The sequence below is a fragment of the Mesorhizobium sp. SEMIA396 genome (assembly GCF_024518615.1).
In the GTDB taxonomy this organism is placed as follows: domain Bacteria; phylum Pseudomonadota; class Alphaproteobacteria; order Rhizobiales; family Rhizobiaceae; genus Mesorhizobium.
This window is the reverse complement of sequence record NZ_JANIFC010000014.1, coordinates 43,528-65,718: the sequence shown is the minus strand read 5'-3', so window position 1 is coordinate 65,718 and position 22,191 is coordinate 43,528. Positions and strand designations below refer to the sequence as shown.

Here is a 22,191-nt window from a genome sequence, read left to right as displayed (position 1 = left end):
GCGATTGTCTCGGCAGCCCCGGCTCATCGTTGTGCAACAATTATTCCGCGATACGCACGATCAGCTTGCCGAAATTCCTGCCTTCGAGAAGGCCGAGAAAGGCCTGAGGCGCATTTTCGATGCCGTCCACGATATCTTCCCTGTAGCGGACGCGGCCGGACGCTATCCATTCGGCCATCTCGCGATAGAAGGCCGGGCGCTGGTCGACAAATTCGCGCTGGATAAAACCCCTTATCGTCAGGCTGCGGTGCAGCACTTGCTGCATCAATGTCGGCAACCGGTCGGTGCCGGCATCCGCGATGACGTTGTACTGCGCGATCAGCCCGCAGACCGGCACACGCGCAAATTCGTTCAGCAGCGGAAACACCGCGTCCCAGACAGGACCGCCGACATTTTCGAAATAGATGTCGATGCCGCCGGGGCAAGCTGCCTTCAACTGCTCTGCAAAATCGTCGGCCCGGTGATCGACGACCGCGTCAAAGCCGAGCTCTTCTCGCACGAAGGCGCACTTTTCGGCACCGCCGGCAATGCCGACGGCACGCGCACCCTTGATGCGCGCGATCTGGCCAACGGCCGACCCGACCGCGCCGCTGGCGGCCGCGACGACGACCGTCTCGCCAGGCTTCGGCTGCCCGATGGTGAGCAGACCGGCATAGGCCGTAAAGCCCGGCATGCCGAGCACGCCGAGCGCGGTTGTTATGGGTGCAGCCGCGGGATCGAGCTTGCGCAGCCCGACACCGTCGGACAGGGCGAAACTCTGCCATCCGGAGTGGGACAGGACGATATCGCCTTCAGCAAATTCCGGATGGCGAGAGATCATCACACGCGCGACGGTGCCGCCTTCCATCACACCGTCGACATCGACCGGCTTGGCATAGGATTTGGTGGCGTTCATACGACCGCGCATATAGGGATCGAGCGACAGATAAAGGATCTGCAACAGCAGTTCGCCCTCTCCCGGCTGGTCAAGGTCAACCGTCTCGATGCGGAAATGATCCGGCTTCGGCCGGCCTTGCGGTCGCGCCGCGAGCACGATGCGGGTGTTGGACTGGATTGACATGGAGACCTCTCCGCGAAGGATGTTCTACTAGAAAAACCGGTTGGGCGGCCGCTTCAAGCCGAGATTCTCGCGCAGTGTCGACCCCTCATATTGCCGCCTGAAGATGCCTCGCCGTTGCAATTCCGGTACCACTTTCTCGGCAAAATCATCCAGCCCTGCCGGCAGGTAGGGAAACATGATGTTGAACCCGTCAGAGCCCTCGGCAACCAGCCATTCCTCCATCTCGTCGGCGATTGTTTCAGGCGTGCCGACAAAAGCAAGGCCGGAATAGCCGCCCAGCCTTTGCGCAAGCTGCCTGACGGTCAGGTTCTCCTCGCGTGCCAGTTCGATGACGCGCTCGCGGCCACTCCTGCTCGCATTGGTCTCGGGGATTTCGGGCAAGGGCGCGTCCGGGTCAAATCCGGACGCATCGTGTCCGATCGCGATCGACAGCGAGGCGATGCCGCTCTCGTAGTAGACGAGGCTGTCGAGCTTCGCCCGCCTGGCCTGCGCGTCCTCGACGCTGTCGCCGACAACGACAAAGGCGCCAGGCAGGATCTTGATGTCGTCACGCGAGCGGCCGAGTTTCTCCGCACGGCCTTTGACGTCGGCAAAGAAACGCTGTCCCGCCGCGATATCCGCATGGGCGGCGAAAATGACCTCCGCTGTCTCCGCCGCCAGTTGGCGTCCAGCCTCCGACGCGCCGGCCTGGACGACGACCGGCCAACCCTGGATTGGCCGGGCGATGTTGAGCGGCCCACGCACCGAGAGATGTTCGCCCTTGTGGTCGAGCACATGCAGCCTGGCCGGATCGAAATAGAACCCGCTTTCGGCGTCGCGGATGAAGGCATCGTCGGCAAAGCTGTCCCACAGGCCGGTGACGACATCGTAGAATTCCCGCGCCCGCCGGTAGCGCTCATCATGCTCGACATGCTCGTCGAGGCCGAAGTTCAGCGCCGCGTCAGGGTTGGACGTGGTGACGATGTTCCAGCCGGCGCGTCCACCGCTGATATGGTCCAGCGAGGCGAAGCGGCGAGCAACATGATAGGGCGCGTCGAACGTCGTCGATGCGGTGGCGACCAGCCCGATATGGTCAGTGACGGCGGCGAGCGCCGACAGTAGCGTGAACGGCTCGAACGAGGTGACCGTGTGGCTGCGCCGCAAAGCCTCGATCGGCATGTTCAGAACGGCCAGATGGTCGGCCATGAAGAAGGCGTCGAACTTCGCCGCTTCCAGGGTCTGGGCGAAGCGCTTCAGATGCGCGAAATTGAAATTGGCGTCGGGATAGGCGCCCGGATAGCGCCAGGCGCCGGTGTGCAGGCTGACGGGGCGCATGAAGGCGCCGAGGCGCAGTTGTTTTCGTGTCATGAAAGATGTTCCGCCGATCGATACAGTCGAGCACAGTGCTCGAATCCTTCTCAGGATCGGACGGTCAGCCCAACTCGGGAAGGTATTCTGTTCCGCTGCGCCGGGCTTTTGCAGCATTTCAGTTTTGCGCCTGATACCCCAGGACAAAAAAGGCCGGGCTCGAATACGGCCCGGCCAAAAAGAAGGTCAAAACCTTCAGAGGGGAACACCGTTCGGCGAAATGGGAGGAAACCGCCGAACGATTTTACCTTTTTGAGCTTATTTCCAAGCCTTGGCGACGAATGGCATTCCAAAAAACATGCCAAACGGCAAAAATTCGTGCCAGGCGACCGTCACGAACCCACCGTTCCAGTCTCCAGAAGATCGGCATAGTGGCGGCGTGCCACGTCGGGATGGGAACGCAGCCGGCTTTTGAGCACATTGGTGCCGACATCGCGGAACAAGGGGTTGTCGGGATCGCTTGCCGGTCCGCGCGCCTGCGCCGCCAGTTCCTCGGAAAGGCCGAGAAGCGGGATGGTCGCATCGAGCCGCGCGCTGAAGAAGAAGGGAACGGAAATCCGCTCGACGCCGGCAGGCGGCGTCACGACGCGGTGCACGGTGGCCCGCAGATATCCATTCGATGCGAGTTCGAGCAGTTCGCCGATGTTGACGACCAGCGTTCCGGGCAGCGGATCCACATTCACCCAGCTTCCGTCATATTCGACCTGCAGCCCCTTGTTGTCGTCCTGCAGCAGCAGGGTCAGGAAGCCGCCATCCTTGTGCGCGCCGACGCCCTGGTCGCCTTCGGTCGCGTCACGGCCGGGATAACGAACGATCTTCATACGATGGTTGGGCGAGTCCCGGTAGATCGCGTCGAAGGCGTCCTCGGGCTGATCGAGCGATAGCGCGAAGGCTTTCAACAGCCGAATCGCCACCGCGGTCGCCTTGGCCTGCCATGCAAGCAGTGCCGGCTTGAGCTCCGGCAGTGCAGGCGGCCACTGGTTCGGCCCCTGCAGCCGTGTCCACGGTGCAATTCCAGGTCCCTGCGCTATGGGCTGGCGCTCGACGCCGATGTCGAGTTGCTCACGCCAGTCGGCCGCGCCCTTGGTCAGTTCGCCACCGGCGCGGGTATAGCCGCGGAACTGCTGGGATTTGACCATTTCGATCGCCAGCTTGTCGGCCTCCGGCAGCGCGAAGAACCGGCGCGAGGCGTCGATCACGTCGTCGATCTCCGAGGCCGAAATTCCGTGGCCGCTGAGGTAAAAGAAGCCGACGTCCCGAGCCGCCGTGCGCAGGTCCAGGAGAAAGGTACGATACTCGGAAGCACCTTGTTCGAGACGGCTCAGATCGAGCACCGGCACAATTCTGGGCATGCTCAGGTTCCTTCTTTTCTCTGCCTTGGCTTAGGAGAAATAGAAGCGACCACCGGCAAGAGCTTCGAGAATGAATGCATCTCAAAGTGACACGCAAGGCGTGCCGATCAAAGCAACAGGAAGTCCAATCTGGCCCGAATGGAAGAACGTCAGCGCTGCATATTGTGAACTGCCGGCAAATAATTTCCCGACACGTGCTTTACCCGCCATGCCTCTCGTAGGCCGCACTTTCCAGTGCGACATCGTATAAGTCACAGCGGAAGCGCAACCGCGCGTGATCGCCTGTAAATCCGCCAGCCGACCGGCCGGAGCGCATTCAAGCCAGCTCGAACCGCTCGATGGCGCGCATGATGCCACGCAGCTCGGCGAGGCCTTTCAGCCGGCCGATCAGCGAATAGCCAGGATTGAGCCTGGTCTTGCCGATATCGTCGGCGAGCAGATGGCCATGGTCGGGCCGCATAGGAATGCGCCAGTCGGCGCGGCCTTCCCGACGGCGGCGCGCCTCTTCCTGCATCAGAGCCAGGATAACATGCGCCATGTCGGTGCCGCCCTCGAGATGCTCGGCCTCGTGGAACGAGCCGTCATCCTCGATGGTGATGTTGCGCAGATGGGCGAAATGGATGCGGTCGGCGAACTCCTTGACCATGGCGACGATGTCGTTGTCGGCGCGCGTGCCATAGGAGCCGGTGCAGAACGTCAGGCCGTTGGCGGGGCTGTCGACGGCGTTGAGGATGAAACGCGCATCCTCGGCGGTCGAAACGATGCGCGGCAGGCCATAGAGCGAGAAGGGCGGGTCGTCGGGATGGATGCACATGCGCACCCCCTCCTCTTCGGCCACCGGAATGATCTCGCGCAGGAACCAGGCAAGGTTGTCGCGCAGCTCCTTCGGTCCGATCGCATCATAGTCCGCCAGGGCCTCGCGAAAACTGTCCCTGTCATAGCTGCGCTCGGTCGCAGGCAGGCCGGTGATCAGGTTGCGCTCGATCCTGTCGATCGCTTCGCTGCTCAATTCCTTCAGCCGCGCTTCCGCCTCGGCAATGCGGGCGGGGGTATAGCCGGCCTCGGCATTGACGCGCTTCAGCACAAACAAATCGTAGGCCGCGAAATCGATGGCGTCGAAACGCAACGCATAACCTGTCGTTGGCAGCCGATAGGCGAGATCCGTGCGCGTCCAGTCGACCACCGGCATGAAATTGTAGCAGACCGTCGCAATGCCGGCCTTGGCGAGCGCGCGAATTGAGTCACGATAGTAGCCGGCATAGCGCTCGCGTTCCGGCGCGCCGATCTTGAATGAATTGTGGACCGGAATGCTCTCGACCACCGACCATGTCAGGCCGGCGGCCTCGATGACACGCTTGCGCTCCAGAATGCTCTCGAGCGGCCAGGCGCGCCCGTCATAGATATCGTGCAAGGCGCTCACCACGCCGGTCGCACCGGCCTGCCTGACATGATCGAGCGTTACCGGGTCGTTCGGTCCATACCAGCGCCAGCACTGTTCCATAGCCGCTTCCTTCTGCGAGAGGATGGCAACCTATTGTTGGACCACAATGGGTGTCAAACTAGGAACGGTTTCGGACAGCGAATGAAGGAGTTTTCCCAATGAAGGATTTCGACGGCAAGGTGGCTTTGGTGACGGGCACGACCGGGATTGGCCTCGCAACCGCCAGACGCCTCGCTGCAGGGGGTGCTGCGATCGTCGCCTGCGGCATCGACCGCGCGGCCAATACTGCGCTGAAAGCGGAACTGGAAAGCTCCGCAGCCGGGGCGCTGGTCATAGACGCCGACGTCTCCGTGCCCGATCAGGTTCGCGACGCGGTCGCGGCCGGCGTGGAGCGGTTCGGCGGCCTCGATATCATCGTCAATTCGGCGGCGGTGCATCCGTACGGAACCGCGACCAGCACCGATTTCGAGACCTGGAACAGGGCGATGTCGGTCAATGTCGGGTCCATCTATCTGACCGCACATTTCGGCATCCCGGAAATGGTCCGCATGGGCGGCGGCGCCATCGTCAACGTCGCTTCGGTGCAGGGCTTTGCCTGCCAGCAAAACGTCGCCGCCTATGCCACCACCAAGGGCGCCATCCACACGCTGACGCGTGCCCTGGCCCTCGACCATGCGCGCTCCGGCATCCGCGTCAATTCCGTCAGCCCGGGCTCGATCCGCACCCCAATCCTGGAGAAGGCCGCCCGCGGGCAGAACGGCACGGATGCCGATGTCGAGGCCGCCTACAAGCGCTTCGGCGAAGCGCACCCCATCGGACGCATCGGCGAGCCGGAGGAAGTGGCCGAACTCATCGCTTTCCTGTGTTCGTCGAAGGCCGGCTTCTGCACTGGCGCGGACTACAAGATCGATGGCGGCCTGACCGCCGGCATCGGCGTGAAGTAGATTGCGAAGATTGGGGCTTGTCCGTCACCGGGAGCAGCCAGCATCCGACAATTGGTTTGCCGATCTTCTTGCAGATCAATGCCCAAGCAAATTGAACACCGCACGGGCCACGCCGAACATGAAAGGGGGCGGTGCGATCGATGAAATAATAGGCATTGTTGCCGATTGACAAAAACATCAACAGGCGACCAAGATCATATGACCATCAACGATATTGGTCCCGAGGTTGCCCCTCGGCATTGGCGTAAAGGAGAGCCAGATGCCCCTTCAGCAGAGAGTGACCCATCGTCCTAAACAACGTCCCGCCGCTCCCATCCTCGCCACCGCACTGCTAGGTCTCGGCCTGATCACAGTGCCCGGCATCGGCCACGCCGACGGGATCACGCTCAAGATTTTCGGCGGCTCGGCGCTCGACGAACTCGCGCCGCGTCAACCGCCGGACGAGCAAAAGAAAATCCAGCAACAGGTCATCGACGGCTTCCTCAAGGCCAACCCCGACGTCGCCGCCGTCGAATGGGATGCCCAGGGGCCGCAAACCGATTCCATTCAGCGCGTGATGACCGCAAAACTTGCAAACCAGGAAATGGACCTGATCGCCTGCCCGGCCTTCTACACCAATGGCGCCTATGTCAGGCGCAAACTGGTGATGCCGATTGCCGACAAGATCAAGCCGTTCCAGGACAGGATCGACGCCGCTGCACTTGGCGCCTTCACGGTCAACGGCCAAGTCTACGGCGTGCCGATCTCGACGCTGTCGACATCGACGATCTTCTACAATGTCGATCTCTTTCAGAAGCTCGCCATTCCTGTCCCGCCAACCTATGACGACCTGAAGGCAGCCGTGCCGAAGTTCAAGACCGAGGGCGTGATCCCTCTGCTGCATCAGGGCTCGAACACCGTGATGTGGCCGATGTGGTACTTCGAGACCTTCTCGCAGGCCTCGGGCGACCCGGTCGGCAAGACGCAGAAGAACCTCGAGGGTACGGCCAAGTTCACCGACGCGCCCGATGTCGAGGGCTTCAAGCTGATCAAGCAATGGGTCGATGATGGCATCCTTTCCAAGGATTCGCTTTCCGTCGACCAGGACGGCATGCGTGCGGCGTTCGCCGCCGGCAAGAGCGCCATGTATTATGGCGGCACCTGGGAAATCCCGTCGCTCCAGTCGAGCGTCAAGGACTTCAAATGGGGCGTCTTCGCCTTTCCGAAAATGGACGGAACGCCGGGAGCGCCCGGCCATGGCGGCGGTGCCGACAACGGCATGTGCGTCGCCTCCTCGATCCCGCCCGAGAAGCTCGATGCCGCGGTCAAATTCATCGAATATCTGACACGGCCTGAAGTCGCGACGCTCTACCTCGCGCCGGAACAGCCGATCGCGGCCTCGATCAAGGGCGTGCCGCAGGTCGACGATGCCTATGCCGTCGAATTGCGCAAGCAAGCCTTCCCGAACACGATCAAGTTCCTCGACTGGATCTGGCCCTCGGAGGTCGCGAGCGCCACGTCTTCGGCAATCGCCGGCATCGTCGGCGGCACCACGACGCCCGAAGACGCCGCCGCATCGATCCAGACCATCTTCGATGACCTCAAGGCCCAGGGCAGCTGGCCGCCCAAATGAGGCCCTGAAGTAGCGCCTGCAAGCGAGCGCCCATCCAGCCGGGCTGATGTGCCAGGCAAGAAAAACAGAGGCTGCCTGCTTCGGGCAGCCTCGCCCATCGGAGAAAACACATGATGACACATCGCGCCGAACGGCAGCGCTTCTCGATCGGCTATCATCTGAACAGCTGGGACCTGACCGGCCTTCCGCTCAGGCCGGCCATCAAGTTTCTCGCCGACCAGGGCTTCGGCTGGTTCGAGATCCTCGCCTTCACCAGCCTGTCGGACCAGTACGCCCGCAAATACATGCAGCTCGGCAACCAGGCGCCGATGGGAGTGACCACCGACACCGACATCTTGCGGCGCTATGCGCTGCTGTCGGAAGGCCAGAGCGAGTATGGCATCAAGCTCTCCTCCTTCTACGTCAATGCGATCTTCACCAACCCTGTCGCCTGGCCTTATGAACGTGACGTGCTCGTCGCGCTGGCCAGGATGTTGAAGGGCTTCGGCTCACCGGTGCTGGTTCTCGGCGGCGGTCCCTCGGAAGCCGCTGCCGGGGCGCACACGGCCGACGACTACCGCGCCTTTTGCCGGGCGCTCGAGGATATCGGCAGGCGGACAAAGGACCTTGGCATCGAGACGGTCTATCACCCGCACCTCGACACCTTCATCGAGCGCCGCGACCAGCTCGACCGCATGATGGATGAACTGGATACCGACCTGGCCGGCCTGTGCATCGATCCGGCGCATCTTGCCCACACCAATTCCGATCCGGTCGACGCGGTCAGGACCTACATTTCCGCCGTGCGCTACATGCATTTCAAGGACACCAGGGTCGATCCGGCGTTGAAGGGCTATGACCGCTATGGCGCTTTCTGCGAGCTCGGCGCCGGGGTCGTCGATCTCGCTGGCATCGTCGACGTCCTGCTGGATGCAAACTACGATGGCCTCGCCATCATCGAGCTGGATGCGTCCAAGAAAACGGCAGAGCAAAGCACGCTCGAGAGCATCGCCTATGTCAGGGACACGCTCGGGCTGGTGCTGACCCCGCAAGGCGCGAAGGCCACATGAGCACGCGACCGCAAGAGGAGGCTCCTGTTTCGAGCCGATCCGGCACCTGGCGCTTCAATGCCGGGGACGGGGCGGTCGCATTCGTCATGATCCTGCCCGCCGCGATCCTCTTCGGTCTTTTCTACCTCTGGCCGTTCGTCAACGGCTTCTGGCTCAGCCTGCACAATTGGGACGGGTTTTCCGACCCGACCTGGGCAGGTATTTCCAACTACAAGCGCCTCGTGCACGATCGCATTTTCCTCGGTGCGCTGCGCAACAATTTGATTTTCGTCGTTGCCGTCGTGGTCCTGAAGAACGCGCTCGGCCTCGGGCTGGCGCTGCTTCTGAACCGGGCGCTGCTTGGCCGCGCCTTCTTCCGCGCCGCCGCTTTCGTCCCGGTGACGATGTCCTTCGTTGCCGTCGGCCTGCTCTGGTCCTGGATCTACAATCCCGTCTTCGGCCTGCTCAACAGCGGGCTCGATCTCATTGGCCTCGCCGGGCTGAAACGATCATGGCTCGGCGACGCCGACATCGCGCTCTACTCGATCATCGTCGTCGATGTCTGGAAATGGCTCGGCTTCCATGCCGTCATCTATCTGGCCGGGCTGCAGACGATCCCCTCGGAACTTTATGAATCCGCGAAAATGGACGGCGCCGGCCCCTTGCAGCGTTTCCGGCACGTCACCGTTCCGATGATGATGCCGATCATCTTCATCAACACCATCCTCGGCCTTTCCGGCGCCTTCGTGCGCAATTTCGACATCGTCTATGTCCTGACCAAGGGCGGCCCGAACCACGCCACCGAAGTGGTGCTCACCTACATGATGAGCAAGGCCTTCCAGGACGGCGCCATGAGCTACGCCGCGGCGATCGGCTATGTGCTGTTCATGATCGTCGGGCTGGCCAGTGTCGGCCTGCTGGCCCTGATGCGCAGGCAAAGGCTCGACGTCTGATGAGAGCAGCCGCCAACCCTCCAATTTCGCTGGACGATGGCGCCGCCGGCTCTCGCCGTCGCGGGCTCATGCAGCGCCTCGGCATGCGCGGCATCCTCGAACTTGGCGGCATCTATGCCGCGCTCGTCCTCGTGCTCTTCGAGACCGTTTATCCGCTGCTTTGGGTGCTGTTCGGTTCGCTCAAGACCAAGCAGGAAATGCTCAGCAATGTCTGGGGTCCGCCATCGAGCCTGGTGCTGCAGAACTATGCCGATGCCTGGCGGATCGCCGGCATGGGATCGCGCATCGTCAACAGCATCTTCGTCACCGGCTCGGCATTGATCATTCTGGTGGCCGTCGCGACGCCGTGCGCCTATGCGGTGGCGCGTCTTCGTTTCCCCGGACGCGGTCTTGTGGTCGCAGTCGCGGTTGCGGCCATGCTGGTGCCGCCGCAGGTGATGGCCATTCCGCTGTTCCTGGTGGCGCGCGATCTCGGCCTGATAAACAGCCGGCTCGGCATTGCCTTCATCTATGCCGCGACGTCGCTGCCGCTTTCGGTCTTCATCCTACGCAGCTTCTTCATCACATTGCCGGCCGACCTCGAAGATGCCGCGCGCATCGATGGCGCCAGCCGGCTCGAGATCCTGATCCACATCATGCTGCCCCTGGTGCGGCCGGGCGTTGCGCTGATCCTCATCTTCGGCTTCATCGAGATCTGGAATGATTTCTTCCTGGCCTTCCTGCTGTTGCGCGACCCTTCGGTGCAGACCATCCCGCTTGGACTGGTCAGCTTCTTCCAGCAATACGACTCGCTCTGGACGCTCTATTTCGCCGCGTTGACGATCACGACACTGCCGGTGATCGTCGTCTTTGTCGCCATGCAACGGCAGTTCATCGCCGGCCTGACAGCCGGCGCCGTGAAGGGTTGACATGCAGGATCGCGTTATTGGCGTCGGCGTCATCGGCTGCGGCGAGATCGCCCAGCTGATGCACTTGCCTTATCTGATGGAATTGCCGGCGTTTCGCATCGCCGCCTTGTGCGACATCTCTCCCGGCACGGCCGACAAGGTCGCGGAACATTATGGCGTCACTGCCAGATATACCGACCATCGCGCGCTGCTTGCCGACCCGAATGTCGATGCGGTCGTGATCTGCACCTACGATCATGGCGAGATGGTTGCCGATGCAATCCGCGCCGGCAAGCACCTGATCGTCGAGAAGCCGCTTGCCTTCACGCCGCAGGAGGCGCGCCCGCTGGTCGAGCAGGCCGAGCGGAGCGGCCTCGTCGCCCTTGTCGGCTACATGAAATTCTATGATCCCGGCTATGAGACCGGGCTGGAGCGCATCGCCGCCATCGGCCGGCCGAAGTCGATCCATGTCCACGATTTCGCCGGCCGCTTCGACCGTTATGGCCAACTCTACACGCAGACCAGGGTCACCGACGTGCCGGCCGATGTGTTGGCGGCGGGGCGCGAAACGGTCGCTCGGCGCATCGAGGCGGCGCTCGGTGTGGACCATGCCGGCTATCGCGATCTCTATCTTGTACTGCTCAGCCTCGCCAGCCACGACCTTGCCGTCATGCGCGGTGCTTTCGGCACACCCGACCGCGTCGTCCATGCACAGCAGACCGGCCCGAACCAGTTGCTGGCCGTGCTCGACTATGGCGGCGTCCCTTGCCTCTTCGACATGGCACTTGCCCAGTATGAATGGTGGGACGAGTGGATCCATGTGCATGGCGAGCGCGACGAGGTGCGGATCGAATTCCAGAACCCCTATTTCCGCAATGCCTCGGCGACTGTCCGGCTACGTGAAACGACAGGCGAGGCTGCATCCGAACGCGTTCTGCCTGGCGTTCCTGATACGTCGTTCCGCCGCGAGTGGCTGCATTTCGCCGATTGCATCCTTGCCGGCGCGAAACCGCGCACGCCGCTTTCGGGCGGGCTCGCCGATCTCGATCTTGCCATCCGGATTATCCAGGCAATGCCGCCGAAAAGACTTTAGCGAAATTTCGGAAACGCGCCGCCATCAGGGGCATTGGCCCAGCTCTGCAAGGTCTGGCCGCCGTCGATCAGCCAATCCACGCCTGTGACGTGCTTCGCCTCGTCGGAGGCCAGGAAAGCCACGGCGGCCGCGACATCGTCCGGCTGGCCGATGCGGCGCAACGGAATGCGGTCGGCGAAATGCTGAACGCTGCTCTTGAATTCGCCGTTGCCGGAAGCTGGCACGCCAAGCGTCGTCTCGATCACGCCGGGGCAGATGGCATTGACGCGTATGCCATAGGGCGCGGCATCGAGCGCCGCGACCCGCGTCAGGCCGACCACGCCGTGTTTGGAAGCGACATAGCCAGCTCCCCCCGAAAGGACGTCCCAACCGGCCATGGACGAGCCCATGTTGACGATCGAGCCACCGGTCCCGGCCTTGATCATCGCCCGAAGCGAAGCCTGCAGCACGAGGAAGATGCCGCGCAGATTGATGCGGATGGTCGTATCCCAGTCCTCGACCGGCAGGTCGTGAACGGGAGCGACGACGCCGGAAATGCCGGCATTGTTGAACACCACGTCGAGGCCGCCGAACGTCTCGACGGTCGCCTCGACGGCGCGCCGCACATCCGCTTCGTCGGTGACGTCGGCTTCGATGGCAATGGCGTTTTCACCCAGTGAGCGAGCCAGTTGCTGCGCCGCCGCGCCATTGCGGTCGACAATGGCGACCCGCGCGCCTTCGTCAAGGAAACGCCGCACCGCTGCGCTGCCGATCGCGCCGGCGCCGCCGGTGACGAGAACATTCTGTTTTTCGAACCGTTTCATTGTCCGGCCTCCGGCTTCGGATAGGAACGCCACGAATGGCTTGGCTCGAAGCCGATCGTTTCGCGCGCATGGATCGTGTCGAGCACGGCGCCGAAACCGGCGATCGGCCGTGACAGGGGGACATCAGGGTAGACCCGGCGCACGAGCGCTTCGGTTTCCTCTTCCATGAATGTGTCGGCGGCGCTCAGGACGACGCGCAGATGGCCGTCGCCTTGCCATTCAAGCGCCCGCAGGAAGCCCTGCCCGGCGTCGCGCGCATCGAGATAGGCCCACAGGTCGCGGGCACTGTCGGCAGTGGCGCGGCGCGGCCCGACGCCCTCGAAAAAAGAACCCGGCGTCTGGATCCACGGCATGCGGATACTGACCGCCGAAAAGGCGCCGCGGCGCACCGCCGCGTCGACGATTTCCTCGCCCAGCCATTTCGACAGGCCGTACGGGTCCTGCGCGCCGACCGGATGGTTCAGGTCGACCGGCAGATAGGGCGGTCGAACAGGTTTCTCGAAAAAGGGATAGCCGAAAACGCTGAAGGACGAGGCATAGACGAAGCGCCTGGCGCCGGCCATGGCAGCTGCCTCGACCACATTGTAGGCGGTCGCGATGTTGGTCTTGAACACCTCGCCGCCGGCCCGGCCGGTCGGCCGCGGAATGGCCGCGACATGCACAACCGCATCGCAGTCGCGCACCAGCTGCAGCGTCGATCCCAGATCGGTCAAATCGGCGGTTGCGTGGCGCCATGCGACCTCACCCGGCACCACGGTATCGACACCAAGCACATCGTGGCCGGCCGCAACCAGAGCCTCGGCCACATGGCAGCCAAGCAGGCCACTGGCTCCGGTGACGATGGTTTTCATATCTCGGCCTCGGCTCCACAATTCAGCGGCTTGAATATCGTTGATGGTCGTACAAATCGAGCACATGCCTGACAAGCGTTGTCAAGGCCATTTCGCGATGGACAAATAGCGCATACGCTTGTCGGAGCGCGGTGCGCAAGGCCGACCAGCACGCTTTGCGTCGAACGGGATTGACTTGGCATCCACTAGGGTTTTTTGTATGAGCATCAACGATCGGTCAAAGGAGCTCGCCATGTCCGTGGACAGTTTTTCCTCACATCGGCACGATGACGCGGTGCGTCTCGATCCACGCCGTGCAGCCGTTGTCGTCATCGATATGATCAATGAATTCTGCAAGCCCGGCGGGGCCATGGTCCTGCCTGGGTACGAGACGCTGGTCGGGCCGCAACTGGCCGTGATCGAGGCCGCGCGCGCCGCCGGCGTGCCGGTGATCTGGGTCCATGACAGCCACCGGCCGGGCATGCGACGCGAGCGCGAATGGCTGAAGCGCACGCCGCATTGCCTGGACGGAAGCTGGGGGCCGGAGATCATCGAGGATCTCGGCGCCCGCGATGATGAGATCCATGTGATCAAGCGGCGCTACTCGGCCTTCTTCCAAACCGACCTCGACCTGACGCTGAAAGACATGCAGATCGATCAGTTGATCATCTTCGGCGTGGTCACCAATATCTGTGTGCGCTCGACCGTCCACGATGCCTTTTTCGAGGGCTATGAGGTGGTGGTGCCAAGCGATTGCTGCGCGGCGACGGGACCACGCGAGCAGGAAAGCTCGCTGTATGACATAGCGACCCATTTCGGCGTGGTCAGCGATTCGGCTGATGTCGTCGCAGCCCTCCGCGACGGGACATCGCTTCAACCAGCGAGGGTTGCGGCTTGAGCTTTTTCCGGCCGGCGACATCCAAGACAGCGGCGATAGGAGTCCGGTGTGACGACTGAAAAGAAACCGCAATCCAAAAAAGGCGAAACGCCGGGAGGCGATGCACCCCTGAGCCGCGAGCAGGTGCTGCAGCAGTACGCCGGGACCGGCTATGAACTGGACCGCCACCCGGCGCACGTCATCCGCCGGGCGCATCAGCGCGCGACGTTGCGCTTCCAGCAGGTCATGGCCGGCGAAGACCTTTCGCCAACGCAATTCGCGGCGCTCGCCACGATCCTCAAGCATGGCGAAGTTTCGCAGAACCATCTCGGCCGGCTGACGGCGATGGACCCATCGACCATCAGCATCGTCATGCGCAAACTGCTCAAACACGGGCTGATCACGCGCAGCGCCTCCGAAACCGACCAACGCCTGACGATGATCGCGCTGACCAGCAAAGGGACCGACTATACGCTGGAGCGGCTCGAACGCAGCGTCGAGGTCGGGCGGCGGTTCCTGTCGCCGCTCTCACCGGCCGAGCAGGCGACGCTGCTTCGCCTGCTCCAGCGCATCAACGACGACGACCCATCGACTGGCGACGGCGGCAAATAAGCTGCGTCCAGTCCTTTTTTCCATAACAGCAAAAGTGAGAACCGATGTCGTCCGACCTCCAGTCGTCTGCCAACACGCTCGTCGTCCGCAATATCGGTCTCATGCTGAGTGGCGATCTAGCACAACCGATCATCGACGCCGACACCATCGTCGTGACCGATGGACGCATATCAGGCATTGGCAAGGCAGGCGACATTGATGGCGGCAGCGCGGCGACGGTCATCGATGCGATGGGCTGCGCGGTCGCGCCGGGTCTTATCGACAACCACGCCCATCCGGTGGCCGGCGACTGGACGCCTCGGCAGAACCAGATCGGCTGGATGGATTCGACCGTGCATGGCGGCGTCACCACCATGATCTCGGCGGGGGAAGTCCACACGCCGGGCCGACCGCGCGACCTGGTCGGGCTGAAGGCGCTGGCGATCGCTGCCCAACGCACCTTCTCCAACTTCCGTCCGAACGGCATGAAGATCCTGGCCGGGGCACCGATCCTGGAACCCGGCCTTACCGAGGAAGACTTCCGCAGTCTCGCCGAGGCCGGCGTGACGCTTGTCGGCGAGGTCGGGCTTGGCGGCGTCAAGGATGGGCCGACCGGCCGGCAGATGATCGCCTGGGCGCGCAAATACGGCATGACCTCGATGACCCACACGGGCGGCCCGTCGCTGCCCGGCTCCGGCCGCATCGGCGCGGATGTCGTGCTGGAGGTCGACGCCGACATCGTCGCCCACGTCAATGGCGGGCCAACCGCCCTGCCCGACGCGGAAATACGGCAGATCTGCGAGAAGGGCTCGAGGGCGCTTGAAATCGTCCATAACGGCAATTTGCGCACCGGACTGTTCGTGCTCGATCTGGCAAGGCAGCGCGGCGAACTTTCGCGCGTCATCCTCGGCACCGACAGCCCGGCCGGATCCGGCGTGCAGCCGCTCGGCATCCTGCGGACGCTCACCATGCTGGCTTCGCTGGGCGGCATCGCGCCGGAAGTGGCGTTCTGTCTTGCCAGCGGCAACACGGCGCGCGTGCGCAGACTGGACGATCGCGGTTTGATCGAGGTCGGTCGCGCCGCCGACCTGATCTTCATGGATCAGGCGATCGGCGGCGCCGGCGACGGGCTGCTCGACAGCGTGGCGCTCGGCAATCTTCCAGGCATTGGAATGGTCGTCATCGACGGCGTGGTGCGGACCGGCCGGAGCAGAAATACGCCTCCGGCGATGCGCGTGCCGGAAGTCCTGCCTGCCTGACGGTCAGCCGACGCCGTCAATCCCGACAATCTTGTCCTTGGTCAGCCCGCCGACGCGCGGGTGCGGCCTGCCGGAATCGGTGACGGCGATAGCAACGACGATCTCGTCGGCACGCGGTGCGTCGGGAACACGAACCTCCATGCCGTCGAAATGGCTGCGCACCCGCGCCGCATCCTTGTGACCGAGCGGAATATCGAGCGACACGCCGAGGCCGCCGCGCTTCTTCGATGAAGGAATGAGCGCGGCGCCCTTGCCAAGCACATCGCGGAACGGGGCGCCGAGCTTTGGATGAAGGATGGCGGCGGCATGTTCGAGCTCGCCATCGGCGCCGACGGCGGCGGCCTTGCCGAAGCTCTCGACCCGGTAGCCGGCAATGCCCAGAGCAGCGACCGCGCGCCTGGGCAAGATATCGCCCAAGGCTTCGCCTATGGCGCTCAGTGCCGACAGGTCCTCGACGTAAGTGCCCGCATAGGGGTTGCGGATCACCGCAATGGCTGCGGCACGCCGCGTCGGCGGATCGACGGGCCGCCCGCCTTCGATCCGGGTTTCCTCGACGATGGTGATGATGCGGCGGATTTCGGGGTTCATCGCAAGCCGTCCTCGCCCTTGATGTCGGCGGCGGCAAGGCCGCCGACCCGTGCATGGACGCGTGCGCCGGTGGTCATCGCCAGGATGACCGCCATTTCGTCGCCGCGCGGCGCATCGGCAATGCCTATCTCGATCGCATCGAAATGGCTGCGCACATAGGAGGCGTTTATGTGCGTGATCGGGATGTCGATGCGCGTTCCGGGGCCGCCGACCTTCTTGGTCGAAGGCACGATCGCCTTGGCATTGCCGAGCAGTTCGCGCATCGCATAGCCCCCCGGATTGTGCCAGAGCGCGCCATGTTCAAGCTCGCCGGCGGCGCCGACTATGGCACCCTTGCCATAGCCTTCGATGGCCTGGCCGCCTTCACCAATGGCGTCGATCAGGCGCCGGGCCATATCGAGACCGAGCGGCTTCAGGTCTTCCATGAAGCCGGTGATCTCCTCGACGTAGCGTCCGGCAAAAGGGTTGGCAATGACCGCGACGACCGCGCCTCGCTTGAGCGGGCGTGCCGCGTGGGGTCCGCCCTCATGGAATATCTCTTCGACCTGAACCAGAAATTTCCTGACCACCACAGCCGGCATTGTTTCGCTTCCTTCATCCCGTCGTTCATGGAAACTCATTAGAGTATCAACAATTATGCCCGTCGACATTTGTCAAGCGCAGACGTCGAGCACGTGGGCGAAGGGCCAAGAAAACTGCATCGGATGACGATTGACAGCCTGTTAAGCCGCTCCTAAACTCATATGACCATCAACGAACTCGCCGTTGTTACGGCGATATGTGGGGATGGTCAAAGCGTGGCTTCAAAAGCTGGAAAAAGCTGAAGGGGAATGACATGAAAAGGGCGCTCAAGAGTTTATTTCTGGCCGGCACGATGCTTGCCATTTCGTTCGGACCGGCCGCCGCACAGGCCAAGGTTTCCGTGGCCGCCATCTCGGGGTATTTCGCACAGGGTTTTGGCGTTTCGATCGTCAACGGCCTCAACAAGGCCAAGACCGATTTCGGCATCGACCTCAAGCTTGTCGACACCGGCAATCGCGCGCTCGACTACCAGCAGCAGTTCGAGAATCTTGCCAAGGGCAAGCAGTACGACCTCATCTTCGTGATGGGCTGGGAGCTGGTGGACTCGCTGCAAAAGGTCAGCGCCGAATATCCCGACCAGCGCTTCGTGTTTATCGATGGCGTCCTCGACAACCCCAAGATGATCTACGCCAATTTCGCCGAGGAGCAGGGATCCTTCGTGGCCGGTGCACTTGCCGGCATGATCGAAGCCAAGGGCACCGCCTTCGACAAGATCGGCGACGGCAAGGCGATCGGCTTTGTCGGCGGCCGCGATATTCCGGTGATCCGCAACTTCCTGGGCGGCTACGAGCAAGGCGCCAAATATGCCGCGCCCGACGTCAAGGTAAACTCCGTCTTCGCCGGAACCTTCGACGACCCGGCCAAGGGAAGCGAACTTGCCCAGGCGCTTTACGGCCAAGGCTCCGACATTGTCTACAACGTCGCCGGCCCGACGGGTGAAGGCGTGATGCAGGCAAGTGCCGCGGTCGACAAATATTCGATCGGCGTCGACATCGACATGTGCGGCTCGGCTCCCGGAAATGTGCTCGCCAGCATGCTGAAGCGCGGCGACATCGCCGTCTACACGCTGATCAAGGATGAGGTCGAGGGCCGCAAGATCACCGCCGGCACCCGCACTTTCGACCTCGCCTCGGGCGGTGTCGAGGTCAAGGTCTGCGATGATATTGCCCCAAAGATCCCCGCTGACGTGACCGCCAAGCTGGACGAGATCAAAAAGGGCATCGTCGACGGCAAGATCGTGATCGCCAAGGCAAAGTAAGCCAACAACAGCGCCTCCCTCCCAAGAAAGCGCTACACTGATCCGCCGCGGCTTGCCGCGGCGGATCAGTGTCCAATCTGCGAGAGCCACGTTGTCGAACACGCCGGGGTCGCCGACCCTCCACAGCAATGCCGCGATAGCCGTCGAGTTGACTGGCATCACCAAGCGTTTTGGCGCATTCGTCGCCAATGACGGCATCGACCTTGCGGTCCGCCGCGGCGAGATCCACGCCATCATCGGCGAGAATGGTGCTGGCAAGACGACGCTGATGAACATCCTGTTCGGCCTCTTGCAGCCGGACGAAGGCTCGATCCGGCTGAACGGTGAAGAGATCGTGATCGCCGATCCGTCCGTGGCGATAAAGGCCGGCCTCGGCATGGTTCACCAGCATTTCAAGCTGGTTCCCTCGCTCTCGGTTGCCGACAACGTCTTTCTCGGTATGGAAATCCGTCGCCATGGCCTGATCGACCACGCCGCACAAATTGCGCGCACGCGCGACCTGTCGAAGCGCTTCGGCCTGCAGGTCGATCCGACCGAGCGCGTCGGGCTGCTCTCGGTCGGCATAGAGCAACGCATCGAAATCCTTAAGGTCCTGGTGCGCGGCGCGCGCACCATCATCCTCGATGAACCGACCGCCGTGCTGACGCCGCAGGAAAGCCGTGAACTGTTCCAGACACTGCGCAGCTTCGTGGCCGAAGGCATGACGGTGATCTTCATTTCGCATCACCTGGAAGAGGTGATGGAAGTGTCCGACACGGTGACGGTGCTGCGCAACGGCAGGAAGGTGGCGACCCGGCCGACGGCCGAGCTCAGCAAGGACGAGTTGGTGCACATGATGGTCGGCCGCGAGGTGAGCTTCGACCGCCGGCCGCGCGCTTCGCTGCACGGCGACGTGGTGCTCGAAGTCAAGGATCTGTGGGCGCGCGACGATCGCCTGCTGCCGGCTCTTCGCGATGCCAGCTTCACCGTCCGCTCCGGCGAGGTGGTGGGGATCGCGGGTGTGGCCGGCAATGGACAGACGGAGCTGGCGGAAGTGCTTTCGGGCTTGCGACCGGCAAGCCATGGCGGGGCGTGGCTGAAGGGCCGGAATCTCACCGCGCTCTCCCCCGCCGCGATCCGCCAGGCAGGCCTCGCCCATGTTCCAGGCGACCGCATGGTGCGCGGGGTCGATCGCAACGCTTCGATAGCAGCCAACACCCTGATGGGCCGCCAGCACCGCGCCCCATGGAGCCGCGCCGGCATGCTCAACTGGAATGCCATAAATCAAAACGCCGAAACGCTGATCAAGAGCTTCGATATTCGCGCGCGCGGAGCCGGTGATGCGGTCAAGCGGCTTTCGGGGGGAAACATCCAGAAGGTCGTTCTGGCGCGCGAATTCACCAACGGCGCCGATTTCCTGCTGATCGACCAGCCGACGCGCGGCGTCGACATCGGCGCCCAGGAGGCCATTCATGACGAGATCATGCGCCAGCGCGCCGCCGGCCGCGCAATCCTGCTGATTTCCGTGCAGCTCGACGAACTGGCCGCCCTTGCCGACCGCATCCTGGTGATGTTCAACGGGCGGATCATGGGCGAGGTCGCCGGCGACGAGGCCGACGAGGAGCGCATCGGCATGATGATGGCAGGCGTGGCCGTGCCGGAATTCGCCGCGGAGACCGCATCATGACAGACCATTTGCGTGCCGTTTCCGGCCAGGTGATCGCCATCGGCGTGGCGCTGCTGATGGGCGCGATCATCATCCTCATGGTCGGCGAAAGCCCGGTGCGTGTGTTCATGACGCTGTTGCGCGGCGCCTTCGGCGATCAGGAGAAGATCGCCGGGACCTTGCTGCAGACGACGCCGATCCTGATCTGCGGTGTCGCCGCCTGCATCGGCCTGCGCGGCGGCATGTTCAACGTCGGCATAGAGGGCCAGCTGTTCCTCGGCGGCTTCGCCGCCGCGTGGGTCGGCTTTGCCATGCCCCTGCCCGCGGGCATTCACACGCTGGCCGCGCTGGCGCTGGCGGTCGTGGCAGGCGCGGCCTGGGTCGCCATCCCCGCCTACTTCCGCGCCCGCTACAACACCAACGAAGTCGTCTCGACGATCCTGTCGAACTACGTGGCGGTGCTGCTCACGTCCTACTTCACCATCTTCCTGTTCAAGCGGCCGGGTGGCTGGTCGGAGACGCCGCCGATCCTGGCGACATCCTATCTGCCGGAGATCTTCACCTTTTCGCGGTTGAACTGGGGCCTGGTCATTGGCTTGGTGCTGGCGGTCGGCGCAGCCCTTGTCTTCCGCTACACCAAATGGGGTTACGGCGTCACGATGGTCGGTTCGGCGCCGAAATTCGCCGAATATGGCGGCGTCAACGTGAAACGGCAGGGTTTCCTGGTCCTGCTGCTTTCAGGGGCCGTCGGCGGGCTGGCCGGCGGCGTCGAGACGCTCGGCGTCCATCACCGCTTCATGGAAGGATTTGCCCCCGGTTTCGGCTTCGACGGGCTGATCGCCGCCCTGCTTGCCAATGGCTCGCCCGTCGCCACCATCTTCACCGCACTGTTCTTCGGCGCCCTGCGCAACGGATCGCTGCTGCTCGAGGTCGACACCAGCGCGTCGCGCGAAATCATCACCGTGATCCAGGCGCTGATCATCCTCAGCGTGTCGGCCCAGGTGCTGGTGAGAAAGCGTGGCGACAGCCAGGCAGGGGAGCGGCGATGGAAATTCTAGACAAGCTCATCAACGTCGCGCTGATCGCGGCGACGCTTCGCACCACCGCGCCCATCCTTCTGGTCGCGCTTGGCGGCTCGTTCACCACCAAGGCCGGCATCTTCAACATCGGCCTCGAGGGGCAGATGCTGGTCGGCGCCTTCTTCGCCGTCCTCGGGTCGATCTGGACCGGTTCCGCGCTGGCGGGGGTCGCCTGCGGCGTCGCGGCGGCGCTCGTCTTCGCCCTGGTTTTTGCTGTCCTGGTGGTGAGCTTCAAGGCCAATGAAGTGGTCGTCGGGCTGGCCCTCAACATCCTGGCCGGCGGCATGACAATCTCGCTGATGAAAGCGATCTTCGGCACGCGCGGCTCGATCGTCGGTCACGGCATCGTCGGCCTGCCGAAAGTCCAGCTGCCCGGTGCCCGCGACCTTCTCGGCTCGTGGGCGCCGCTGATCTCCGGCTTCACGCCGCTCGTCTATGTCGCCTTCATCGCGGTGCCGCTGCTGGTCGTCTGCTATACCAGGACGCGGCTCGGCCTCTATATCCGCGTCGTCGGCGAAAAACCGGAAGCCGCCGAGGCGCTTGGCATCTCGATCACCCGCGTCCGCTACATCGCATCGCTGCTTTGCGGATTGCTGGCGGGCCTCGCCGGCGCTCATCTGTCGCTCGGCTACATCACCATGTTCACCGAAAACATGTCGTCGGGCCGCGGTTTCATGGCGGTGGCGATCCTGATCTTTTCCAATGGCGATCCGCTGAAGGTGCTGGCCGGCTGCCTGCTGTTCGGCTTCGCCGATGCTTTTTCGTTGCGCCTGCAGACGTTCGGCTATCCCTCCTATCTGGTTCTCACCGTCCCCTATGTCGTCGCGCTGATCGCATTGTTCGCGCTGTCCTACCGGGCGCGTCCGAGGATTATCGCGGAGACGCTGGAATCGATGCGCAAGCTGCTGTCGGTCGACAAGAACACTGAAGCCGGCGGCAAAAATCCCCAGTGAAGGAAGCCT

At 63.2% G+C, this 22,191-nt stretch carries 21 protein-coding genes; 13 read left to right on the top strand and 8 right to left on the bottom strand.

Going from position 1 to position 22,191, the window contains the following annotated elements; translation table 11 throughout:
• Positions 1-40: 40 nt before the first annotated feature.
• From NP503_RS28155 to uxuA, 4 genes are all read right to left on the bottom strand, one after another.
• On the bottom strand, positions 41-1,060 hold the full coding sequence (locus NP503_RS28155; RefSeq protein ID WP_127267233.1) for an NADP-dependent oxidoreductase: 1,020 nt from the start codon (positions 1,058-1,060) through the stop codon (positions 41-43).
• Between the two features lie 27 nt (positions 1,061-1,087).
• Complete coding sequence (locus tag NP503_RS28150; protein WP_127267234.1) at positions 1,088-2,407, bottom strand: LLM class flavin-dependent oxidoreductase; 1,320 nt, start codon at positions 2,405-2,407, stop codon at positions 1,088-1,090.
• A gap of 332 nt (positions 2,408-2,739) precedes the next feature.
• Positions 2,740-3,759, bottom strand: a complete 1,020-nt coding sequence (locus NP503_RS28145) for an isopenicillin N synthase family oxygenase (RefSeq protein WP_127267235.1) — start codon at positions 3,757-3,759, stop codon at positions 2,740-2,742.
• 316 nt (positions 3,760-4,075) lie between these two features.
• The gene (gene uxuA / locus NP503_RS28140; RefSeq protein ID WP_127267236.1) at positions 4,076-5,260 is read right to left on the bottom strand and encodes a mannonate dehydratase; all 1,185 of its coding nucleotides are present in this window, start codon (positions 5,258-5,260) and stop codon (positions 4,076-4,078) included.
• Between the two features lie 98 nt (positions 5,261-5,358).
• Between uxuA and NP503_RS28135 the strand changes: the two genes are divergently transcribed.
• The 6 genes from NP503_RS28135 to NP503_RS28110 all read left to right on the top strand — a co-directional run bounded on the left by NP503_RS28135 (position 5,359) and on the right by NP503_RS28110 (position 11,717).
• Positions 5,359-6,144, top strand: a complete 786-nt coding sequence (locus NP503_RS28135) for an SDR family NAD(P)-dependent oxidoreductase (RefSeq protein WP_127267237.1) — start codon at positions 5,359-5,361, stop codon at positions 6,142-6,144.
• A 259-nt stretch (positions 6,145-6,403) separates the two neighbouring features.
• On the top strand, positions 6,404-7,756 hold the full coding sequence (locus NP503_RS28130; RefSeq protein ID WP_127267238.1) for an extracellular solute-binding protein: 1,353 nt from the start codon (positions 6,404-6,406) through the stop codon (positions 7,754-7,756).
• Between the two features lie 110 nt (positions 7,757-7,866).
• On the top strand, positions 7,867-8,805 hold the full coding sequence (locus NP503_RS28125; protein WP_127271269.1) for a sugar phosphate isomerase/epimerase: 939 nt from the start codon (positions 7,867-7,869) through the stop codon (positions 8,803-8,805).
• Positions 8,802-9,737, top strand: coding sequence for a carbohydrate ABC transporter permease (locus NP503_RS28120; RefSeq protein ID WP_127267629.1), 936 nt, complete (start codon positions 8,802-8,804; stop codon positions 9,735-9,737). Before NP503_RS28125 ends, NP503_RS28120 begins: the two co-directional genes overlap by 4 nt.
• Complete coding sequence (locus NP503_RS28115; protein WP_127267630.1) at positions 9,737-10,645, top strand: carbohydrate ABC transporter permease; 909 nt, start codon at positions 9,737-9,739, stop codon at positions 10,643-10,645. The genes NP503_RS28120 and NP503_RS28115 overlap by 1 nt, the downstream gene beginning before the upstream one ends.
• A gap of 1 nt (position 10,646) precedes the next feature.
• Positions 10,647-11,717, top strand: a complete 1,071-nt coding sequence (locus NP503_RS28110) for a Gfo/Idh/MocA family protein (RefSeq protein ID WP_127267631.1) — start codon at positions 10,647-10,649, stop codon at positions 11,715-11,717.
• On the opposite strand, the gene NP503_RS28105 is transcribed toward NP503_RS28110, so the two are convergent.
• Together NP503_RS28105 and NP503_RS28100 are read right to left on the bottom strand one after the other, a co-directional pair.
• Positions 11,714-12,520: an SDR family NAD(P)-dependent oxidoreductase gene (locus NP503_RS28105; RefSeq protein ID WP_127267632.1), complete on the bottom strand. Its 807-nt coding sequence runs from the start codon at positions 12,518-12,520 to the stop codon at positions 11,714-11,716. The genes NP503_RS28110 and NP503_RS28105 overlap by 4 nt on opposite strands.
• The gene (locus NP503_RS28100; protein ID WP_127267633.1) at positions 12,517-13,371 is read right to left on the bottom strand and encodes an NAD(P)-dependent oxidoreductase; all 855 of its coding nucleotides are present in this window, start codon (positions 13,369-13,371) and stop codon (positions 12,517-12,519) included. The genes NP503_RS28105 and NP503_RS28100 overlap by 4 nt, the downstream gene beginning before the upstream one ends.
• 232 nt (positions 13,372-13,603) lie before the next feature.
• On the opposite strand from NP503_RS28100, the gene NP503_RS28095 reads away from it, so the two are divergent.
• From NP503_RS28095 to NP503_RS28085, 3 genes are read left to right on the top strand one after another with little or no spacing between them, the layout of a single operon-like run.
• Positions 13,604-14,248 (top strand): cysteine hydrolase family protein, encoded by a 645-nt coding sequence (locus NP503_RS28095; protein WP_127267634.1) that lies wholly within the window; start codon positions 13,604-13,606, stop codon positions 14,246-14,248.
• 48 nt (positions 14,249-14,296) lie between these two features.
• Positions 14,297-14,839 (top strand): MarR family winged helix-turn-helix transcriptional regulator, encoded by a 543-nt coding sequence (locus tag NP503_RS28090; RefSeq protein ID WP_127267635.1) that lies wholly within the window; start codon positions 14,297-14,299, stop codon positions 14,837-14,839.
• Between the two features lie 44 nt (positions 14,840-14,883).
• A complete protein-coding gene (locus NP503_RS28085; protein WP_127267636.1) occupies positions 14,884-16,077 on the top strand; it encodes an amidohydrolase family protein in 1,194 nt (397 codons plus the stop codon).
• Between the two features lie 3 nt (positions 16,078-16,080).
• Here NP503_RS28085 and NP503_RS28080 read toward each other — a convergent pair whose 3' ends face one another.
• Positions 16,081-16,665 (bottom strand): amino acid synthesis family protein, encoded by a 585-nt coding sequence (locus tag NP503_RS28080; protein ID WP_127267637.1) that lies wholly within the window; start codon positions 16,663-16,665, stop codon positions 16,081-16,083.
• Positions 16,662-17,246: an amino acid synthesis family protein gene (locus tag NP503_RS28075; RefSeq protein ID WP_023809103.1), complete on the bottom strand. Its 585-nt coding sequence runs from the start codon at positions 17,244-17,246 to the stop codon at positions 16,662-16,664. The genes NP503_RS28080 and NP503_RS28075 overlap by 4 nt, the downstream gene beginning before the upstream one ends.
• 254 nt (positions 17,247-17,500) lie before the next feature.
• Here NP503_RS28075 and NP503_RS28070 point away from each other — a divergent pair, with 254 nt between their 5' ends.
• The 4 genes from NP503_RS28070 to NP503_RS28055 all read left to right on the top strand — a co-directional run bounded on the left by NP503_RS28070 (position 17,501) and on the right by NP503_RS28055 (position 22,182).
• Entirely contained in the window at positions 17,501-18,505 is a 1,005-nt protein-coding gene (locus NP503_RS28070) for a BMP family protein (protein WP_127267638.1), read from the top strand.
• A 91-nt stretch (positions 18,506-18,596) separates the two neighbouring features.
• On the top strand, positions 18,597-20,171 hold the full coding sequence (locus NP503_RS28065; RefSeq protein ID WP_127301659.1) for an ABC transporter ATP-binding protein: 1,575 nt from the start codon (positions 18,597-18,599) through the stop codon (positions 20,169-20,171).
• On the top strand, positions 20,168-21,208 hold the full coding sequence (locus NP503_RS28060; protein ID WP_127272241.1) for an ABC transporter permease: 1,041 nt from the start codon (positions 20,168-20,170) through the stop codon (positions 21,206-21,208). Before NP503_RS28065 ends, NP503_RS28060 begins: the two co-directional genes overlap by 4 nt.
• The gene (locus NP503_RS28055) at positions 21,196-22,182 is read left to right on the top strand and encodes an ABC transporter permease (protein ID WP_127271624.1); all 987 of its coding nucleotides are present in this window, start codon (positions 21,196-21,198) and stop codon (positions 22,180-22,182) included. Before NP503_RS28060 ends, NP503_RS28055 begins: the two co-directional genes overlap by 13 nt.
• Positions 22,183-22,191: the final 9 nt, after the last annotated feature.

What these genes read in the sequence shown, in the direction of transcription:
- NP503_RS28155 (WP_127267233.1), bottom strand. Translation starts at nt 1,060, where the DNA reads ATGTCAATCCAGTCCAACACCCGCATCGTGCTCGCGGCGCGACCGCAA.
- NP503_RS28150 (WP_127267234.1), bottom strand. Translation starts at nt 2,407, where the DNA reads ATGACACGAAAACAACTGCGCCTCGGCGCCTTCATGCGCCCCGTCAGC.
- NP503_RS28145 (WP_127267235.1), bottom strand. Translation starts at nt 3,759, where the DNA reads ATGCCCAGAATTGTGCCGGTGCTCGATCTGAGCCGTCTCGAACAAGGT.
- uxuA (WP_127267236.1), bottom strand. Translation starts at nt 5,260, where the DNA reads ATGGAACAGTGCTGGCGCTGGTATGGACCGAACGACCCGGTAACGCTC.
- NP503_RS28135 (WP_127267237.1), top strand. Translation starts at nt 5,359, where the DNA reads ATGAAGGATTTCGACGGCAAGGTGGCTTTGGTGACGGGCACGACCGGG.
- NP503_RS28130 (WP_127267238.1), top strand. Translation starts at nt 6,404, where the DNA reads ATGCCCCTTCAGCAGAGAGTGACCCATCGTCCTAAACAACGTCCCGCC.
- NP503_RS28125 (WP_127271269.1), top strand. Translation starts at nt 7,867, where the DNA reads ATGATGACACATCGCGCCGAACGGCAGCGCTTCTCGATCGGCTATCAT.
- NP503_RS28120 (WP_127267629.1), top strand. Translation starts at nt 8,802, where the DNA reads ATGAGCACGCGACCGCAAGAGGAGGCTCCTGTTTCGAGCCGATCCGGC.
- NP503_RS28115 (WP_127267630.1), top strand. Translation starts at nt 9,737, where the DNA reads ATGAGAGCAGCCGCCAACCCTCCAATTTCGCTGGACGATGGCGCCGCC.
- NP503_RS28110 (WP_127267631.1), top strand. Translation starts at nt 10,647, where the DNA reads ATGCAGGATCGCGTTATTGGCGTCGGCGTCATCGGCTGCGGCGAGATC.
- NP503_RS28105 (WP_127267632.1), bottom strand. Translation starts at nt 12,520, where the DNA reads ATGAAACGGTTCGAAAAACAGAATGTTCTCGTCACCGGCGGCGCCGGC.
- NP503_RS28100 (WP_127267633.1), bottom strand. Translation starts at nt 13,371, where the DNA reads ATGAAAACCATCGTCACCGGAGCCAGTGGCCTGCTTGGCTGCCATGTG.
- NP503_RS28095 (WP_127267634.1), top strand. Translation starts at nt 13,604, where the DNA reads ATGTCCGTGGACAGTTTTTCCTCACATCGGCACGATGACGCGGTGCGT.
- NP503_RS28085 (WP_127267636.1), top strand. Translation starts at nt 14,884, where the DNA reads ATGTCGTCCGACCTCCAGTCGTCTGCCAACACGCTCGTCGTCCGCAAT.
- NP503_RS28080 (WP_127267637.1), bottom strand. Translation starts at nt 16,665, where the DNA reads ATGAACCCCGAAATCCGCCGCATCATCACCATCGTCGAGGAAACCCGG.
- NP503_RS28075 (WP_023809103.1), bottom strand. Translation starts at nt 17,246, where the DNA reads ATGCCGGCTGTGGTGGTCAGGAAATTTCTGGTTCAGGTCGAAGAGATA.
- NP503_RS28070 (WP_127267638.1), top strand. Translation starts at nt 17,501, where the DNA reads ATGAAAAGGGCGCTCAAGAGTTTATTTCTGGCCGGCACGATGCTTGCC.
- NP503_RS28060 (WP_127272241.1), top strand. Translation starts at nt 20,168, where the DNA reads ATGACAGACCATTTGCGTGCCGTTTCCGGCCAGGTGATCGCCATCGGC.
- NP503_RS28055 (WP_127271624.1), top strand. Translation starts at nt 21,196, where the DNA reads ATGGAAATTCTAGACAAGCTCATCAACGTCGCGCTGATCGCGGCGACG.